Annotated in this window: 13 protein-coding genes, 1 tRNA gene and 1 pseudogene; 11 read left to right on the top strand and 4 right to left on the bottom strand. The window is 41.6% G+C overall.

What is annotated here, in order from left to right:
• Window positions 1-178 precede the first annotated feature (178 nt).
• The 4 genes from HWQ40_RS01470 (at window position 179) to HWQ40_RS01455 (ending at window position 3,838) form a co-directional block, all read left to right on the top strand.
• Window positions 179-397, top strand: a complete 219-nt coding sequence (locus HWQ40_RS01470) for a hypothetical protein (protein ID WP_292774554.1) — start codon at window positions 179-181, stop codon at window positions 395-397.
• A gap of 41 nt (window positions 398-438) precedes the next feature.
• A complete protein-coding gene (gene gor / locus HWQ40_RS01465) occupies window positions 439-1,815 on the top strand; it encodes a glutathione-disulfide reductase (RefSeq protein ID WP_292774553.1) in 1,377 nt (458 codons plus the stop codon).
• A gap of 112 nt (window positions 1,816-1,927) precedes the next feature.
• The gene (locus HWQ40_RS01460; RefSeq protein ID WP_292774552.1) at window positions 1,928-2,584 is read left to right on the top strand and encodes a YqiA/YcfP family alpha/beta fold hydrolase; all 657 of its coding nucleotides are present in this window, start codon (window positions 1,928-1,930) and stop codon (window positions 2,582-2,584) included.
• A 105-nt stretch (window positions 2,585-2,689) separates the two neighbouring features.
• The gene (locus HWQ40_RS01455) at window positions 2,690-3,838 is read left to right on the top strand and encodes a histidinol-phosphate transaminase (protein WP_292774558.1); all 1,149 of its coding nucleotides are present in this window, start codon (window positions 2,690-2,692) and stop codon (window positions 3,836-3,838) included.
• A gap of 8 nt (window positions 3,839-3,846) precedes the next feature.
• Here the strand turns inward: HWQ40_RS01455 and HWQ40_RS01450 are convergent, their stop codons facing one another.
• Window positions 3,847-4,401, bottom strand: coding sequence for a hypothetical protein (locus tag HWQ40_RS01450; RefSeq protein WP_194043947.1), 555 nt, complete (start codon window positions 4,399-4,401; stop codon window positions 3,847-3,849).
• Between the two features lie 889 nt (window positions 4,402-5,290).
• Window positions 5,291-5,929, bottom strand: a complete 639-nt coding sequence (locus HWQ40_RS01445) for a GNAT family N-acetyltransferase (RefSeq protein WP_292774550.1) — start codon at window positions 5,927-5,929, stop codon at window positions 5,291-5,293.
• A 1,029-nt stretch (window positions 5,930-6,958) separates the two neighbouring features.
• Here HWQ40_RS01445 and HWQ40_RS01440 point away from each other — a divergent pair.
• The 4 genes and pseudogenes from HWQ40_RS01440 to HWQ40_RS01425 form a co-directional block, all read left to right on the top strand.
• Entirely contained in the window at window positions 6,959-10,510 is a 3,552-nt protein-coding gene (locus tag HWQ40_RS01440; RefSeq protein ID WP_292774549.1) for a response regulator, read from the top strand.
• Between the two features lie 68 nt (window positions 10,511-10,578).
• The gene (locus tag HWQ40_RS01435) at window positions 10,579-11,745 is read left to right on the top strand and encodes a hypothetical protein (RefSeq protein ID WP_292774547.1); all 1,167 of its coding nucleotides are present in this window, start codon (window positions 10,579-10,581) and stop codon (window positions 11,743-11,745) included.
• Window positions 11,746-11,795: 50 nt separating this feature from the next.
• A tRNA-Gly gene (locus HWQ40_RS01430) sits at window positions 11,796-11,866 on the top strand.
• Window positions 11,867-12,080: 214 nt separating this feature from the next.
• Window positions 12,081-12,284: pseudogene (locus HWQ40_RS01425) on the top strand (transposase); the annotation flags it as partial.
• A gap of 180 nt (window positions 12,285-12,464) precedes the next feature.
• On the opposite strand, the gene HWQ40_RS01420 reads toward HWQ40_RS01425, so the two are convergent.
• Both HWQ40_RS01420 and HWQ40_RS01415 read right to left on the bottom strand, forming a co-directional pair.
• The gene (locus HWQ40_RS01420) at window positions 12,465-13,511 is read right to left on the bottom strand and encodes an ABC transporter permease (protein WP_292738462.1); all 1,047 of its coding nucleotides are present in this window, start codon (window positions 13,509-13,511) and stop codon (window positions 12,465-12,467) included.
• 113 nt (window positions 13,512-13,624) lie between these two features.
• Complete coding sequence (locus HWQ40_RS01415) at window positions 13,625-14,143, bottom strand: adenine phosphoribosyltransferase (protein ID WP_292774557.1); 519 nt, start codon at window positions 14,141-14,143, stop codon at window positions 13,625-13,627.
• A 466-nt stretch (window positions 14,144-14,609) separates the two neighbouring features.
• On the opposite strand from HWQ40_RS01415, the gene HWQ40_RS01410 reads away from it, so the two are divergent.
• The 3 genes from HWQ40_RS01410 (at window position 14,610) to HWQ40_RS01400 (ending at window position 18,379) form a co-directional block, all read left to right on the top strand.
• The gene (locus HWQ40_RS01410; RefSeq protein ID WP_292774545.1) at window positions 14,610-15,236 is read left to right on the top strand and encodes a DUF3038 domain-containing protein; all 627 of its coding nucleotides are present in this window, start codon (window positions 14,610-14,612) and stop codon (window positions 15,234-15,236) included.
• On the top strand, window positions 15,233-16,660 hold the full coding sequence (locus tag HWQ40_RS01405; RefSeq protein ID WP_292774543.1) for a DUF4335 domain-containing protein: 1,428 nt from the start codon (window positions 15,233-15,235) through the stop codon (window positions 16,658-16,660). Before HWQ40_RS01410 ends, HWQ40_RS01405 begins: the two co-directional genes overlap by 4 nt.
• A gap of 387 nt (window positions 16,661-17,047) precedes the next feature.
• Window positions 17,048-18,379 (top strand): AAA family ATPase, encoded by a 1,332-nt coding sequence (locus HWQ40_RS01400; RefSeq protein ID WP_292774541.1) that lies wholly within the window; start codon window positions 17,048-17,050, stop codon window positions 18,377-18,379.
• The last annotated feature ends 111 nt before the right edge of the window (window positions 18,380-18,490 follow it).

Below are 18,490 nucleotides of genomic sequence, written 5' to 3'. Positions count from 1 at the left end.
CTGTAACTCCAACAAATCCAACACCTGTAACTCCAACAAATCCAACACCTGTAACCCCAACAGAACCAACACCCGTAACCCCAACGGACTCTCCAAGTACATAAAGATTGCTAATGAGGTAAAAAATGCCTGCGAATGCCGAAGGCAGTACGTTTTGTCATAATTTTGCGTAAGTCCTGTGGAACCTAGCTGCTCCAATGCAGTAGCACAGACTTATGCTCGACCACGGGCAGAACTATCACAACTGTTAACTACCGCCTTTACAGCTGCCGCCAAAGCAAAAAGTGATATTCCCTACGACCAGATAGCATCTGCTAACGCTAGATTAAATCAAGGACAGGACTTACACAGCGTTCACCGGATATCCTTATATAGTTCAATCACGTTCTGTGTGTAAGTTCCCAGGAACTAACTTGTTGCTAAAGAGAACATAAACTTATGACTTTTGATTACGACCTGTTTGTAATTGGTGCGGGTTCTGGAGGTTTGGCGGCCTCCAAACGAGCGGCTAGCTACGGCGCAAAAGTGGCGATCGCTGAATATGATTTAGTTGGTGGCACTTGTGTGATTCGCGGTTGCGTTCCCAAAAAACTCATGGTCTATGGCTCTCACTTTCCTGCACTGTTCAGTGAAGCTTCAGGCTATGGCTGGAAAGTGGGTAATGCGGAGTTTGACTGGGAATATTTCATTACATCTATAGATAAGGAAGTTCGACGACTATCACAACTACACATCAGCTTCTTAGAAAAAGCCGGAGTAGAACTATTTTCCGGTCGTGCCACATTGGTAGACCCCCACACAGTAGAAGTTGATGGACGCAAAGTTACAGCAGACAAAATTTTAATTGCTGTTGGTGGGCGTCCCGTCAAGCCAGATTTACCAGGAATGGAACATGGCATTACCTCCAACGAAATCTTTCATTTAAAAGAACAACCAAAACACATCGTCATTATTGGCGCTGGTTATATCGGCACGGAATTTGCTTGTATTATGCGCGGTTTGGGTTCTGAGGTGACACAAATTACTAGAGGTGAAAAGATTTTGAATGGGTTTGATGAAGATGTCCGCATAGAAATTGAAGAGGGTATGACGAACCACGGAATTCGCTTGATTAAGAATAATGTGGTGAAAGCAATTGAACGCGTCCCAGAAGGGTTGAAACTGACTTTATCAGGAGACGACCAAGAACCACTAATTGCTGATGTGTTTTTAGTAGCGACCGGTCGAACCCCCAATGTAGATGGATTAGGTTTAGAAAACGCTGGGGTTGATGTTGTCGCCAGTTCTATCGAAGGGCCTGGATACCCTACCACAAGTGCGATCGCAGTCAATGAATATAGTCAAACTACTCAACCGAATATCTTTGCTGTTGGCGATGTCACCGACCGAATCAATTTAACTCCTGTGGCCATTGGCGAAGGTCGCGCCTTTGCTGATAGTGAATTTGGGGATAACCGTCGCGAATTCAGTCACGAAAGTGTTCCCACAGCCATATTTTCTAACCCAGAAGCTGCGACAGTCGGCTGGACAGAAGCCCAAGCACGGGAAAAACTCGGTGATGCCGTCAAAATTTTTCGCACTCGCTTTCGCCCCATGTACCATAGTTTGACTGGTAAGCAAGAGAAGACAATGATGAAGTTGGTGGTTGATAGTAACACCGACAAAGTTCTAGGCGCTCACATGGTAGGTGAAAGTGCCGCTGAGATCATCCAAGGTGTGGCGATCGCTGTTAAGATGGGCGCAACTAAAAAAGACTTTGATGCTACTGTGGGTGTCCATCCCTCAGCCGCAGAGGAATTTGTCACAATGCGCTAACAAAACTTAGGAGTGAGGAGTTCTGAGTTATGAATTATAAGTGAGCCACAACAAATGATAAATAAACATTTATCAACACTCAATAATTTTTAACTCCTAACTATTTACAACTTTGGACTACATATATCTTCACGGATTTGCTTCTAGCCCTAAATCTGCCAAAGCGCGGGATATAGGCGATCGCTTTACCCAAATTCAGACAAAGCTAAAAATCCCTGATCTCAATGCTGGCGATTTTTCCCAATTGACAATCACTCGTCAGCTCACTCAAGTTGCCGCAGAATTCAGCAATGATTCTACACCAGTAACGCTCATTGGCTCAAGTTTGGGTGGTTTGACCGCTGCCCACTTGGGACAACAAAATTTACAAGTGCAACGCTTAGTTTTGCTAGCACCAGCTTTTGGGTTTTTATCCCATTGGTTGCCCAAACTAGGGAATGAAGAAGTACAGCGTTGGCAGCAAAAAAAATATATCATGGTCTACCACTATGGAGAGCAGCGATCGCTTTCCTTAAGTTACGATTTTGTTACAGATGCTGCCCAATACCAAGAAAAGCTTTTGCAACGCCCGATCTCCACACTGATTTTGCATGGCAAAAAGGATGAAGTCATTCCGATCAAAGCTAGTCGTAACTTTGCGCGTTGGCGAAGCCCACCGCAGGTATCGCGTCCTTGGGTGGAATTAGTCGAACTCGACAGTGACCACGTTTTGGGTAATGTTATGGAAGAAATTTGGCAGGCAATTCGCCTCTTTTGCCAATTACCTTGAAGTTGTAAAATATTAGACTCACACATAAATAATGTCCTTAGTCATTTGTCCTTTGTTAGTTACTAATGACCAATGACTAATGACCAATGACTAATGACTAAAACTATGCTTCCCTTCATCCGGTCAGATTTAGCCCAATTCACCGCCTATAAACCTCATCCTAGCAGCGATACAGCCGATTCTGTCGCCACACAGTTTGATCGGTTAGATACAAATGAAAGCCCCTACGATTTACCACCTGAGTTAAAAGAGAAGCTGGCGTGGACGTATCAGCAAGTAATTGAAACAAATCGTTATCCTGATGGCGGACATGAAACACTTAAGGATGCGATCGCCGAGTATGTCAATCAATCAGCCGCCCTCTCATCATCCTTATTTACTGCTGCCAATATTTCTGTTGGTAATGGTTCAGATGAAATTATCCGCTCTTTATTAATCGCCACCTGTCTAGGAGGAGAAGGGTCAATTCTCGTTGCCAATCCTACTTTCTCAATGTACGGGATTTTGGCACAAACTTTAGGGATTTCTGTAGTGGCGGTGGGGAGACATGAAACAAATTTTGAAATTGACATAAGCGCTGCACAGTCTGCGATCGAACAAACTCAAAATCCCCCGATTCGCGTAGTTTTCGTAGTACATCCTAATTCGCCGACTGCCAACAGTTTAACTACGGCAGAGTTGGCATGGTTAAGAAGTTTGCCACAGCATATTTTGGTAGTAATTGATGAAGCTTACTTTGAATTCAGTCAAACTACCTTAGTAGGTGAATTAGCACAGCGTCCTAATTGGGTAATCTTACGCACTTTTTCTAAAGCTTTCCGATTGGCATCTCTCCGTATCGGTTATTGCGTCGCTCATCCTGAAGCGATCGCCATTTTAGAAAAAGTTCGCTTACCCTACAATCTTCCCAGTTTTTCCATAGCAGCTGCATTAGTTGGTTTACAAAATCGTACACTTTTGCTGGAATCAATTCCCCAAACCCTGAGTGAACGAGCCAAACTCATCGAAATTTTATCCCAGCACCCAGAACTACAAATTACTGCAAGTGCTGCCAACTTTATTTACCTGCGTCTTAAACCAAATGGCTTTAATTCACAAGAAGCTGCTTTAAAAACTTTCCACCAGAAACTTAGAACACTCGGCACTCTTGTACGCCACATTAGTGGAGGATTACGAATTACTGTTGGAACGATAGAAGAAAACGCCCGCACCGTTAATCGAGTAAAAGCTGCTTTGGCAAATTTGTCATCTTAGCAATTTACTCAGTAATTAAACCTGCTATTTACCTCACTGCCCAAACGGCGTACTACTCCCACTGTTTGTGGCAGCACACCTACTAAAAGAGCAAAGGCAACATCCGGCAAAAGAGCCACTATTTCTGGTGGAAAGTATTGTTCAAATTGATCGAGAATCTTTTGGACTCGCTGCCCAGGCAGTGGGTTTTCTGTAATTTGTTTGATCAATCGAATCCACTGTCGCCTAATCAAGTAAGCCTTCTGACGTTCTTCATTAGATTCAGGAGTTAATAAAGAAAGATTACCTATGGGCAGTGCCCTTTGGCAATCACAATCGTAATCCCCACCCACAGCAGCCCCAGGACCAGCAAACTCTGCATGGTAGCGTTTAAAGAGTATTAATCCATTTCGCCTCCGACTATTGACGATGAAAACTTCTCCACTGTGCAAACGTGTAAGGATATCCGAGCCTTGCGATTGCTCAGTTCCATCTGACATGACAACAGAGTCAAGGAAAGTAGTTTCAGGGTAATAAGTTGATACCATAGAGGTCTGATAGCGTCGATGCTGTTCGCTATCCATGTTTTTTAAACTTTTAATGAATTGTGTTGTAGTATGCACTTCAAAACGGAACTAGCTGTTATATCAAATCAAGTTTTTGAATTCTTTTATTATCAAGACCTTTCTGGTCAATGCAACTAAAAATAGCAATATATAGGCGTTGTTTCAGTAATTGAGTGATTATATTTTATGAGATATAACTAGATTTGTCTCTAAACTCTACTAGTGTTTTCTTAAAGTTTTTATAAAGATGAATATATGAATTACAAAGTTATTATGAGGAAGTAATTATTTCTTTCAACGCGATTTCGCGTATGTTCTCATTATAGTCCATTTTCAGCTATATCGAATGCTTTAAAAAATTTGTTAACCATAAAGCCCAAAAGGCTAAATTTAACATTTTTTAATATTAAAAATATTTACCAAAAAGATAATTTGTTTAAACGGACGAGGGGATTTTTCGTAAAAAGTTTAAATAAAATATTCTTTTGAGAAAAAATTATCAAAAGCTATTTACTCGCTTCGTAAATTAACAAACATGTTTTAGTTTTGATCTATAGGACTCCTGTTTGATTGCGTGAAAAAACCAGTATATCTCAAAGAACCTTCTTTACCGTTAGCTCTTGCTAAACTACGTAAGTTCTCCAAATCCAAGCGGATTTATATGGATATTTAGCTAATATTGGCTAGATTTCTAATTAAACCACGTCTATTTGAAAACCTAAAGTTCTTAAGAAAAGTATATTATTTAGTCCTGGTTGAGTTTTGAGCTTTCTCTAGGTCAAAAGAACTATGCTTCTCAAGGTAGACGTGGTTTAGCTTAGTTTGTGTTTCATTACCGCTATGATTTATAGATTTTATCGAATTAATTGGAATAAAACACAAAACTTGACAATTGCCAAAACAAAATTCAGATAATGCAATCAGCACTCAGGTGCTTGTGCAATAACATCTGGCTTGAGCGTCTTAGAAGAAATGTATTCCAATTAGATTCGACTTTATGCACTCGATATCCCAGCTTGAAATAAAGCTGTCTTGCTTGATGGTTATTTTCTAAAACATGGAGATATAAGTCTTGAAATCCCCACTCGCGAGAGACTTTTTCACAGCTAGTAAGTAATCCTGAAGCCACACCATGTCTACGGTATTTTGGGTGAACCGCTAAATTAGATAAGTAAGGAAAACCTACACCAACCTGGCTCCATGAATCACTACTGTAACGTACACCCATTTCCACACTTCCCACTAAGTTATTAGCCTCACCAGTAGTAGCTTCAAGGGCAACTAAGCAAAGATGACGGGGCGTAGGTGATGCCATCCGATGTCTTAAGTCTTCGTAAATACCCAGACGTAGCAACGGGAAAGCCCATCCCCATATACCCTTATGGGAGTGAAAGCTTTCAGTAATAATTTGGGCAACACCAATCAAATCAGCAGGTGTAGCTGTACGAATTTGGAATTGGCAGGAAGCTGGATCGATTGGCTGTTGGTGGTATGGGTGAAAAAACCGATATTTCAAGGCTAGTTTAGTATTGATTTTATTCAACAAAAATTTTCTCAAATATCCTAAAACAAGATTTAAACTAAATCAGAACTTAAGAGTTGCCCAGGAGATTTAACTGAACCAATATTCCTAATTCGCTTTTGCTTGTCGATTAAACAAATTTTTACATTTTAGTTTGGAGTTTTATAACCTGCATTTTTGAAAGAGTATTAGGAGTTACAACTTCATAAATCCATAACCTTAAATTCACTATATTCATTGCATCCCTTGTTTTAGGTAGGCAGAATATTAAACTGATTGCACAAAAACATCTGTAAAGTGATAAGAGGTTTGAGCGAGTGGGCAGAGGAATAGCATAACTTGTCCGTAAGCAGCATTTCCGAAATTGTTAAGTAAGTACACTATCGGCAAACTCTGGTTTCAAACCACCCTTCGTTGCAGTACTGAACTTGTTTTTGCAGTTGCCGCTACCCTGACACTACTTTGCTAGCAAGTCATCCAAATAGGCTGTACAGGTACTGGGACATGAATCTGTAAGGTTTTCTAATCCCTAATCTCTAACTCCTCAACTACTACCACTTGTCTTAATGATAGTTCTGATTGCTAAATTAGAAAGAGGTATTTGTCTAATAGTATACTTTGGCTTTAAATCTTATTGTTTTAATTTCGCTGACTCTACCATGACTACCATAAATAAAATTTACCTGCAAGTGTTATTACAACATCTGTGGAGGGAAAACTTAATATGCAGCTTTATCTGGATTTTTCAGCTGGCTATGAGCGCTGTATGTATTATCAGACATTGCTCACAAGAGGTGAAAAAAGATTTGGCAAGCAAGCGTCGACTCTGTAACACTAAAACTGACAATGAAAGCAATTACACTGCACCAACGCAAACGGTAATCGGCACAAGCAATTGAGACGAATTACTGTGAGTAAACGCTCCTACACTCAGCAGTCATGTAGCCAAATAGCCCTATTGGTCGAAATGCTCTGCTCTTACCTGACTCAGAAAAATCCTTACCTGATCAGATTATTCTTTATCCGACTGCCGTTGCAGCAGGAAAGCGGTGCATGAAATCCCAAGCAAACAGTAAGCCTAAAATTTTGGTTGTCGATGATGAACCAGACAACCTTGACTTGCTTTACCGCACTTTCTATCGTGATTATAAGGTGCTAAGAGCAACCTCTGGCCCTGCGGCCCTCGATCTGCTGGCTCAAGAGGGAGAGATCTCGGTGATCATCTCCGATCAGCGGATGCCGATGATGAGCGGTACAGAATTTTTGAGCCTGACAGCAACTCAATATCCAGATATTATCCGGATTATTTTAACTGGCTACACCGATGTCGAAGACCTGGTGGAAGCAATCAATGCTGGCAAGGTATTTAAATATGTAACTAAACCGTGGGAAGCGGAGGAACTAAAAGCAGTGGTACGCCAAGCTTTGGATACCCACAATGTCCTCAAAGCTAGAACCCGCGAACTTACCCGCACACTCCGTCAAGAATCGCTGCTGAATACTGTTACCAATACGATTCGCAGTGCTTTAGACTACAGACAAATTTTGCAAGCAATTGTAGATACAGTGGGTCACATGTTGGAGGTGGATGTTTGTCTGCTACGTCCCTTCCAAGATGAGCAGTTGGCGGATAAAGGGTTTATTTATCAGAAGCCTCTTTCTGAAGAAGCAGAGGTGCAGGAGATCGGAGCGGAAGTAGCAGTAGGTCTTTCCTCTTTGCCCGCTATATCCTCTGCTCTCCCTCTGTCTCTTTTGGCTCAGACGGTGTGGGAAACCCGCGAAGTTCAGGTGATTCACGATGTAATTGATGATGAGCGCATTCACGGTAACACTCCCGAACTGCGCGAGCGTGGGCAAGCTTTTGCTGCTGCTAACATTTGTTCTAGTTTAGTTGTGCCATTGATCTGCCAACAAGAACTGATGGCAGTGCTAGCATTGCACCAGTGTTCTCTGCCTCGCTTTTGGGGAGATGATGAGGTGCAGTTAGTGCTGATGGTAGCAGATCAGGCAGCCTTAGCTTTGTCTCAAGCTTATGCTTACGAACAAGTACGTGCCCTTGCCAAGCGAGAGAGCTTGATTAATACGATTACTAGCGCGATTCGCTCTAGCTTAGATCCTCAAGATATCTTTGCGGCAATTACCCAGCAATTGGGACAAGCTTTACAAGTCGATGGCTGTGTCCTGTCTTTATGGACTGAGGAAGATGAGTTTGTTGAGTGTGTGGGCTTGTATGACAGTTTTCAACATCTAGAAAATTTAAGTAGGCACAGCCCGCCGCAGGCATCGCCAGCCTTAGACAATAAATTAGGTAGCAATAATCACCTACTAACCCAGAGATTACCCTATTCTCAAGCATCTATACAGGATAATCCCATCCTCCAACAAATGCTACAGACACATGAACCTGTGGTAATTGGTAATGTGAGTCATTCTCCCTCTGATGTACGGGGTTTTGATTTGCCTTTAAAAATGCCACCGCGATCGCTAATGTTTGTGCCATTATTGGCTGATGGAAAATGTATCGGTAGTATTACTTTACATGAAGGTAAAAAAGTACGCCAGTGGTTGCCATCTGATATTGATTTGGCCAAAGCAGTAGCAGCGCAAGCAGCGATCGCTGTACAGCAGTCACACTTATATCAAAAAACTCGCCAACAAGCTGAACGCTTACTGGAATTAGACAAACAAAAAACCGAATTTTTCCAAAATATTTCCCATGAGTTTCGCACACCGATTACCTTGATTCAAGGGCCTTTAGAGTCGGCGGTGGCGGCTGGTGAGGGATTATCTTACTCTCAAAGTGCGATCGCCCTGCGTAACTCCCGCCGCCTGCTGCGACTGGTAAATCAACTCCTGGATTTACAACGCCTGAATGCGGGGAGAATGCAGCCAAATTTCCATCCCTGCGATTTAGTCGAATTTGTCAGCCAAATAGTGGAATCTTTTCGTCCTTACTGCGAGAAAAAGAAACTGCATCTCGTCACCCAGCTAGATGAATGTTCGACGGTGTACTTGGACATGGAAAAATTTGACAAGGTGGTTTATAACCTCTTGTCAAATGCCATGAAGTTTACTCCCGAAGGTGGCATGATCGCACTCAGACTAAAATCTGAGCGCGATCGTTGCATCTTGCAAGTACAAGATACTGGAATTGGTATCGTTAAAGAACAAATTCCTCACCTATTTGAGCGCTTTCGCCAAGCTGAAGGTTCAGCAAATCGTTCCTATGAAGGCAGTGGTTTGGGTTTAGCTTTAGTTAAAGAATTAGTAGAATTACATGGTGGTCAAGTCACTGTGGAATCAGTTTATGGTGAAGGTACTACCTTTAGTTTATGGCTGGTGACTGGAAATGCTCATTTACCCGCACAGCAAGTACTAGAAACGCCTACCGAACTGAATACCAGCCGCGCTAGCGTAGAATTGGCTGATTTAGAACTAGTAGAGTCAACAACAGACAATATTGAAGATATTACAATAAAACTCTCCCCCAGTGTTGATACTAAAGACTCAGCACTGAAGACTCAGCACTCAATTTTAGTTGTAGATGACAACCCCGATTTGCGAACCTATGTATCTGAGATTTTCCGCCGTAATGGCTATCATGTACAGACAGCTCGTAACGGTCATGAAGGGCACAATAAAGCTAAGGAAATTATACCCAGCTTGATTGTGACTGACTTAATGATGCCCTTAGTGAGCGGACTTGAGATGATTCAAATGATCCGCAATGAGGAGACGTTAAAAGGAACACCAATCATTCTGCTGACAGCTAAAGTAGATGAAGAAACCCGCATCGAAGGAACAGAACATGGCGCGGACGCTTATTTAGCAAAACCATTCAACGATCGGGAACTTTTGGCGGAAGTTCGCAATCTTTTAGCGTTAAAAGAAAATGAACGGCGAATTGTGGAGTTAAATACTTATCTAACAGAATCGGTGCTAAAGCGCTTTTTGCCTGCCGTGTTGGTGCAAAAAGCCGCAACCGGAGATTTAACGTTAGATTTGCGCCCAGAACCACGCTTAATTACAGTTTTGTTTAGCGACATTGTGGGTTTTACACAGCTAGCAAATACTCTTAGATCCCGACGAGTCGCGGAGTTGCTAAATGAATATTTAGAAGCTATGACCAAAGTTGTCTTTAGCAATGGCGGCACTGTAGATAAATTTATGGGAGATGCTATCTTAGCTTTATATGGAGCGCCGGAAGAACTAACTCCTAATGAACAAGTACGTCGTGCCATTAATACAGCAAGAGCAATGCACCGCTCACTGGCTGACTTGAACCAGCGCTGGCGAGAGCAAGGTGTATTCGATAGCGACAAACTTACTAGCGTACAGTTTCGGTGCGGTATTCATCAAGGTACTGCTGTTGTGGGGATGTTTGGTAGCGCTGAACGCGCCGATTATACTGCTATTGGCCCAAGTGTGAATATTGCCGCAAGGTTGCAAGCTGCTGCTGTTCCCGGTACAATCCTGGTTTCTGCTGCCGTAGCAGATTATTTACAGGAAGGAGAAATTACTAAAGGTAGTCCGCTAGAACTTAAAGGAGTAGATGAAACAGTTTTGACTTTTGCTGTTTCACCAGAAGTAATGGTTAATCGCTAAAATTTAGACTGGTATTTTAAAGCATTACCAATGAGTAAAAGTGCATAATCATATCCAGTTTATATAATATGACACCATCGGTTGCAGACAAAACTCCAATTCCAGCCAAGGTCTGGAGACGACACACCGATCCACCAGGTTTGTGGATTTTTGTCGTTGTCAGTTCAGTCTCTCTGCACTTGCTGGTGTTCTGGCTGATGCGCTCATCTAATGCATTTAGTCTGTGGTTCCCCCAGCAAAATCAATCTGCTGTTCCCATTGAATTGATAGACATTGCTCCTAAAACAAAATCAATAATCAAATCAAAATCATCAGCTAAAATAGTTTCGTCAAAGCCACTATCCTCAACTCAAAAGTCTATACCAGCACGTTCATCACAAACAGCACGAACTACGCCTAAAAATCAAGATTTTGGTGTAATAAATTCCCCTGAGAATCTCCAGAAAAAGAGCCGAATTTACGCCTCTCAACCTAATAGCGAACCTTCTAGACAACAGATAGTCCCAACGCCAACACCGACACCTGTAGCTAAAATTACACCGAAACCTACACCTAAAGCCACACCGAAACCTATAGCTAAAGTTACACCGAAACCTACACCTAAAGTCACACCGACACCTACAGTTCCAATCGGTAATTTACCTTGGAAGCGTCGTCAAGAAATTAAACTGGGAAAGGGAACGCAACTACCAACAGGTATTCCATCAAATCGACCAGTTTCAGAACCTGAAAATAGAGAAACTCCAGCAACTTCGACTAGGGAAACTCCAGCAACTTCGACTAGAGAAACTCCAGCAACTTCAACGAGGGAAACTCCAGCAACTTCGACTGGGGGAGCATCGGTCGCAGTACTAGCTCCCTTATCTAAAGATGAAGTGATTAGCTTGATACAATCAAGAGGATTCCGACAAGATGCTTTACCCGACGTTATCCCTTTATACAGGGGAAGCAACACAAAACAATTAGACCCAAGTTTTCTTGTCCACAATTCGGAACTTAAGCCAGCACAACTCTTAGCTAGCTTGATAATTGATCAGAATGGCAACTTTCAACAAGCTGTAGTTCTAGAAATAGAACCAGCAACACTGCAAAGTGAAAAAAGTACATACGAGCAAGTCCTGAGCGAAGTTTTCAAAACAGAAAACTTTATTGCTGCCCACAATAACGATGGCACAAAACCAGAATTGAGCAATTTGTATGTCAGGATCAAAATCCAACCTGCCAATTCCAACTAAACACTTGAATTTTGGCAGAAACTGTGTTATGTTTATAGGGTTGGGAATTTGCGGGCGTAGTTTAGTGGTAAAACTATAGCCTTCCAAGCTATTAATGCGGGTTCGATTCCCGCCGCCCGCTTAGAAAAAACTCTCAAATATACTAGTGCAACTAGTGCAAGAAGTAAGTCTGAATCTTGCTAAAATAACTAATTAAACAGCAATTCAGCAATTCAAAATTGGTTCTACCGCTCCCTTTATGTAAAAAAATAAATAAGACGAATAAAACGAGAGAAATAGTATGAGAAATAAACACCTGAAAGTCCTGCTATGTAAACTTTTTTAGCATTGGGAATTATGTGCGATCGCTAACTGCAACAATTATTAGGTGGTTTGGAGAGACTGTTGGTTATTTTGACCTTCGCACAACCAATGGAGTAGTTGAAGGTATTAACAATAAGCTCAAGCTGATAAAAAGGTTAGGATATGGTTTTCGCAATTTTGATAATTTTAGATTGCAAGCTTTATTAAACTGGCATTTTAATATGAATTATCCATAAAGGGAGCGGTAGAACCTCAAAATTTTACACTGAGAGCAGCCAAATTCAAGACGAAATGAGGAATCAGGAAGACTTATTCAACGACATCCGTACTTTGGCTACGTGCTTGTTGTTTGATAGTTGGCAGCACACTGGAAATAACCCCAATACGTTTTGATTTTTTGAATTTAGAATTGTTTGCTAATTGAGATTTTCTAGGCGAATGCGTGGATCGGCTGCTTTGAGCATTAAGTCGGCGATTAAATTGCCAACAATCAGCAGTACTGCGCCCATTATCAAGCTTGCCATTAATAAATATAAATCTTGAGCTTGTAAAGCCTGTAAAGCCAATCTTCCTAAACCGGGCCAGTTGAAGAAAAATTCGGCGATGAAGGCACCATTTAATAAACCAGCTAATTCAAAACCCAATAAGGTAATTAAGGGATTTATGGCATTGCGGAGTGCATGAACGTAGATGACGCGGTTTTCTGGCAAACCTTTGGCACGAGCCGTTTGGATGTAATCTTGACGCAGAACATCTAATAATTCGCCGCGAGTGATGCGTTGCAAACCAGCAAAACTAGTAATTGAGAGTGCGATGGTGGGTAAAATCATGTGCCAGCCGATATCTAAGATTCTGCCAAACCACGACAGTTCTGAGTGATTGATGCTAGTCATGCTACCCACTGGGAAAAACGGCGAGGTGATTTGAGCTAAAACCAGCAGTGCTAAGGCAGTGATGAAACTGGGAAAGCCTTGTCCTGCGTAACTAATCACCTGTAAAATCCGATCTGCTGGCTTATTTTGTTTGACAGCGGCAAAGATCCCTAGAGGGATGGCGATCGCCCATGTGACAATTAGAGATGCGATCGCTAATAGCAAAGTCGCAGGTACTCGTTCCCATAACAGCGATGCCACTGAACGTTGATAAATAAAACTCGTGCCAAAATCCCCTTTGGTCAGGATTCGCCATAGCCACAGCCCAAATTGCTCTGGCCAAGACTTATCCAGACCAAACTGCCGTTTGATTTCCTCAATTCTTTCTGGAGATATCTTCGGATTTTGCCGCAGCGTATCTACATAATCACCGGGAGCGAGTTGAATGATGAAAAACGACAACGCTGACGCCAACAACAAAGTTAGCAGTGCCTGCAATAGTCGCTTTGCCACATAAACAAAAGTTTCGCTCGTGACTAGCCCGATTAGCCAATCCCGACCTGTCTCCAAGGAAATTTTAGTAGATGTCATTTATATTTTGTCCTTTGTCATTTGTTCTTTGTCCTTCGTCCTTTGTCCTTCGTCATTTGCCAATTGTTTTGCTATTGACCAATGACTAATGACTAATGACCAATGACTAATGACTAATATTCAATTAAAGAGATAATCGGCACGTCCGGCAAATGTGTACGCCCTTGTAAATCCCGTAGCTCGATAATAAACCCAAAACCTACTAGTTCGCAGCCAATTTTCTGCACCAACTTTGCTGTGGCACTTGCAGTTCCACCTGTGGCAATCAAATCGTCCACAATCAAAACTCGGCTACCTTGGTATAAAGCGTCTTGATGCACTTCTAGGCAATCTGTACCATACTCTAGTTGATATTCAATTGAGTGAACGGTTGCTGGTAACTTCCCTTTTTTGCGGATGGGAATAAAACCAGCTCCTAATTTATAAGCCAGAGGTGAACCAAAAATGAATCCTCTCGACTCAATACCAATGACATAATCAGCTGTTATTTCAGCTTCATTGCATTTTTGTGTTAAAAAGTCAATAGTATAGCGCAGTCCCTCTGGATCGCGCAGTAACGTAGTAATATCCCGAAATAAAATTCCGGGTTTCGGGAAATCTGGAATGTTACGAACGAGAGACTTTAAATCCATAAAATGGGGAATTGGAAATTGGGAATGGGGAATTGGGAATGGGGCATTGGGCATTGGGCATTGGGCATGGGGAATGGGAGCAGGGGAGAAGTTGGAGTAAGTTTTTCCCCTCTGCCCCTTTGCACCTCTGCCTCTTGTGCCCAATGCCCATTACCCAATTTCAGATACCTGAAAAATCGTACACTATAATGTCATACGCTGGGTGTCGAGGCTGAAGCTTCGCCCTTCATTGACGATAATTAGAATCTAAACCAAGCTAGAAAAGGTATTGCACTAATAAATGAGGTGAATTTAGTTATGTTTTAAAATTTTGATTTCAATATAGGGAAAACTTTGAGTAGAAAGAGTTAAGTAATGTATATATCAGGTAGTCATGCTACTGCCACAAGTCTAACGCTCAAGTCTTGGCTACCGATCTTAAATTTGTTTTATCTAGTCTGTTGGAACCGCACAAGGTATTTATAGAATGAATGTTTCAGCAAGTTTAACGCCGTTCAACAGTCCAACCCAAGACTCACTGCCGATGATTCTGGACACTTTACCAGATCCTGCGATCGCTTCCAAAACGTGTCCTCGGAGAACCAGGCTGCAAATTGACCTGATTTTACTGGCAATTGAAGCTTTAGAACTTGGTGGTTCGGAAGCAATCCTGGCTTTTGCTCAAGAGTTGGATCTTAAAGGAATTGTTAAAGACAGGGTGAATTTATGGCGGATGCGTAGCTCTAACCCACTACGAAGAGCGCACATGCGCCGTCCCTTAACTATTATGGAAGCAAAAGCTTTGGTAGTCATTGCTTGCTATATAGCACGGCGTTTAACTGTTGTTATCCGCCAGTTATTAATGATATGTCAACAAATGGAAGAAAAACAGATTCCATTAGAACAGAATTTGCGGCTATCTAATTACCTAGAGCGGTTTAGAGCGCATTTTAAAAGCCGGATGAATACTCGACGTTCTGGTGTACTAGCATTAACTTCTGATGAAAAATTAGATGCGCTAGCAATAAATTTGTTAGGACAATTACTATTTTGTACTGGTACTGCTGGAATGCAGCGGTTCTGGATTAGTCTTTTTGACGGTGAAGTGGAATGAATATTCAACGTAAGTACAGTCTACCTAATTGTACTCTTCTTTTAGAAGGGTTAAGTGATGTCACCAGGGCTGCACAGTTCCAGGAAATGCGCCCAGAATTATCAATATTGGTAAATGCAGAATGCTATTTATCTGGTTACAATCAACCCCTAACCGGAGGGCGGGAATTTTTTGAAAGTTTGGTGAGGGCTGTTAGTGGTTACGCCCAAGAATTTCTGAGTACTGTACCCAATCCGCAAGCACACAATCAAGAATCGGAGCTAGTAGAGTTTCAAAAAATTGATGGTAATCTCCACAGGTTGATCGTACATTCAGAGAATGCTCCAGAGGGGTTCGAGTCTCACTCTAATAATTCTAAACGTCCGCCGATTGAAATAGATTTGAATACGGTGCAGTTGTTTGATTTGGTAGAAGCAGTGGATCAGTTTTTTGCTGATACCCAGACTTTACCAGAATTATCCCTAGAACTACAACCAGTTACTAGACGCTATGGTGGTGCTAGTCAGGCTGTAATCAGGCAGGCTGTTCCTGCTGCTGTGGGAGTATCAAGTTTAGCAGTAGCAGCGATCGCATTTAACTTGATTCCACCTCCTCAAATACGTCCACCGCAGCCTAAGCCAGATGAGCAAACTAGCTCTACAACAAAGAGCCTTAATCCTCCAGCATCAGCGGCTGCAACACCCATTGCAGCTGCAACACCCACACCAACAGCTAATGCAAAGCCAGTAGTTAAAGATTTAGAAGCACTTTTAAACACAGTTCCAGAAATTACCGATCCATCCCAGTTGCGTGCATTGAATCGTCAAGTGTATAACCAAGTTCATCCAGCTTGGACTAAGCGTTCAGGATTGCAACAGGATTTAATCTATCGTTTAGGTGTAGCTGCGGATGGAGCGATCGTTGGTTATAAAGCGGTGAATAAAGAAGCTAATCAAGGAGTCGGCCAAACTCCTCTGCCTAACCTACTTTACAATCCTGCTAACCGCGCTCCCATTTCCAATGAACCAATCGCCCAATTCCGAATAGTGTTTACTACAAATGGTGTGCTGCAAGTTAGCCCTTGGCGAGGATATGCTAAGACACCAGAGGTAGTCGGTGCAAAAATTACTGACTCTAATATCACTAAAGGTTTAAATCAAAAGCTTTATAATACAGTTCGCCAAACCTGGAGTGGCACCCCCACCTTTACGCGAGATTTAAAATATCGGGTAGCAGTCAACAAAGATGGTGTAATTGCTGACTATGAACCACTTAATCAAGTCGCCTTTGATTATTTCCGAGAAACACCTCTTCCTAAGATGTTTAACGCTATCTACGGTTCTAATGTAGCTGCTCCCAATGACAAAGAACCTCTAGCCCACTTCCAAGTGATATTCAAGCCTAGTGGCAAACTCGAAGTTACTCCTTGGCAGGGATATCAGTAATTGAGCATGGGGCATTGGGAAGAGAATTAAGTTACTATTCCCTATTCCCTATTCCCTATTTCCTATAGCTTTGAGATAAGCATTGAGCTTGAATAGTTCATCAAGAATTGGTTTAAATCTGTTTACCTGTTCATTTGCCAATAACTGTCTGGCATAGGCTAACGCACCGTAATTTGTCAATCGTGCCCTACTGGACTGTTTCAGCTAAAATAGGGCAATATAAAAATCCGATTATGTTTTTAAACTTGAATTTCTCAGAGATTTTTAATGCAACATTTTAGCCTTGCCACGCTACTACTCTGAGCAATAACACACCTGACAATTGAATTTTCTACCTATCTCTGTAAGTTTGCGATAATATGGCGCTAACCTGAGAAATTTAGATTTATGACCCAGGATTTTGCCTTTTTAAAGCGTATATATAATGCTTTTGACCCATTTCGCCCCTTACCCGCAGGAGATCCCGCTTACGTTGATTGTACAGAAGTGCGGGGAGATGGTGACATATTAGTAGAAGTAGGTAGAGAGATTTTGTATTCCGACAGAATGACCTCTCAACTGTATGCAGGTCATCGCGGTGCTGGGAAATCAACAGAATTACTGCGGCTTCAGAAATATTTAGATGAGCAAGGTTGCTTTGTTGTTTATTTTCCCGCCGATGAACAAGATATCGATCCAGAAGATGCCCAATATACTGATATTCTTTTAGCTTGTACCCGCCACTTATTAGAAACATTAAAAGATAGCACTTCTCCAGCTAGTTTATTGAACTGGTTAAATGAACGTTGGCAAGATTTAAAAGATTTGGCATTAACTGAAGTCTCCTTACAAAGCTTAAGTATAGAAGGGCAAATTGCCCAATTCGCCAAATTAACAGCAAATTTGCGAACAGAACCTACTCAACGCCAAAAAATTCGTGAGCGTGTCAATCCGCATACAATTACTTTGATTGCAGCTTTAAATGAGTTTATTCAAGATGCCAAAAAGCACTTACCTTCAGGATATTCTCAACTTGTATTAATTGCTGATAATTTAGACCGGATTGTGCCTATACCTCAAGAAGATGGACGTAGCAATCACGACCAAATATTTCTCGACCGTAGCGAACAACTCCAAGCTCTAGATTGCCATTTGCTTTATACAGTACCCATTTCTTTGCTGTATTCTAATCGCGCCGCAGACCTAGCTAATATTTATGGTAATACTCAGGTATTGCCGATGATTATGGTGCAAACGCCTGATAATCAACCCTATCAACGCGGTATTAATAAAGTTATAGAAATACTGCAAAAACGTCTGAGTTTGATAGACTCTAGTTTATCTGTGGTAGATATGTTTGAGCAGCGAGAAGCTTTAGAAAGACTATGCCTCATGAGTGGAGGTCATGTGCGAAATTTATTATTATTAATGAAGGAGGCAATTAAATACACTAACAGCCTACCCATTCCTACCCGAGCCTTACAGCGTTCAATGAGCGAGTTGCGAAATACTTATCGAAATACAGTTTTTGCTAATGAATGGGAAGCACTGGCAACAGTGTATCATTTTAAAGAAATAGAAAACGATCCATTGTATCGAGGCTTATTATTTAATCGCTGTATTTTAGAATATCGTTATTTAAATCGAGAAGGAGAAAGTCAAGTTTGGTATGATATTCATCCTCTTATCAAAGGTATTAAAGAATTTCAAGATACTTTTAATCGACTGTATTCATCATAAAAATAAATCACTCTGTCATTCACAATACCTATACCAAAATGCAACATTTTAGAAGGGTGTCGCTATAGGAACAAAGGCTACCTCTGTAGGCTATCAGGTATTACACAGCTA

Source organism: Nostoc sp. NMS9 (assembly GCF_017114995.1).
Taxonomy (GTDB): domain Bacteria; phylum Cyanobacteriota; class Cyanobacteriia; order Cyanobacteriales; family Nostocaceae; genus Nostoc.
The sequence above is the reverse complement of the archived record's forward strand: the minus strand, read 5'-3'. Positions and strand labels throughout refer to the sequence as shown.

Excerpts from the sequence above, each read along its gene's own strand:
- gor (WP_292774553.1), top strand. The coding sequence starts at position 439 with ATGACTTTTGATTACGACCTGTTTGTAATTGGTGCGGGTTCTGGAGGT.
- HWQ40_RS01455 (WP_292774558.1), top strand. The coding sequence starts at position 2,690 with ATGCTTCCCTTCATCCGGTCAGATTTAGCCCAATTCACCGCCTATAAA.
- HWQ40_RS01450 (WP_194043947.1), bottom strand. The coding sequence starts at position 4,401 with ATGGATAGCGAACAGCATCGACGCTATCAGACCTCTATGGTATCAACT.
- HWQ40_RS01440 (WP_292774549.1), top strand. The coding sequence starts at position 6,959 with ATGAAATCCCAAGCAAACAGTAAGCCTAAAATTTTGGTTGTCGATGAT.
- HWQ40_RS01435 (WP_292774547.1), top strand. The coding sequence starts at position 10,579 with ATGACACCATCGGTTGCAGACAAAACTCCAATTCCAGCCAAGGTCTGG.
- HWQ40_RS01420 (WP_292738462.1), bottom strand. The coding sequence starts at position 13,511 with ATGACATCTACTAAAATTTCCTTGGAGACAGGTCGGGATTGGCTAATC.
- HWQ40_RS01415 (WP_292774557.1), bottom strand. The coding sequence starts at position 14,143 with ATGGATTTAAAGTCTCTCGTTCGTAACATTCCAGATTTCCCGAAACCC.
- HWQ40_RS01410 (WP_292774545.1), top strand. The coding sequence starts at position 14,610 with ATGAATGTTTCAGCAAGTTTAACGCCGTTCAACAGTCCAACCCAAGAC.
- HWQ40_RS01405 (WP_292774543.1), top strand. The coding sequence starts at position 15,233 with ATGAATATTCAACGTAAGTACAGTCTACCTAATTGTACTCTTCTTTTA.
- HWQ40_RS01400 (WP_292774541.1), top strand. The coding sequence starts at position 17,048 with ATGACCCAGGATTTTGCCTTTTTAAAGCGTATATATAATGCTTTTGAC.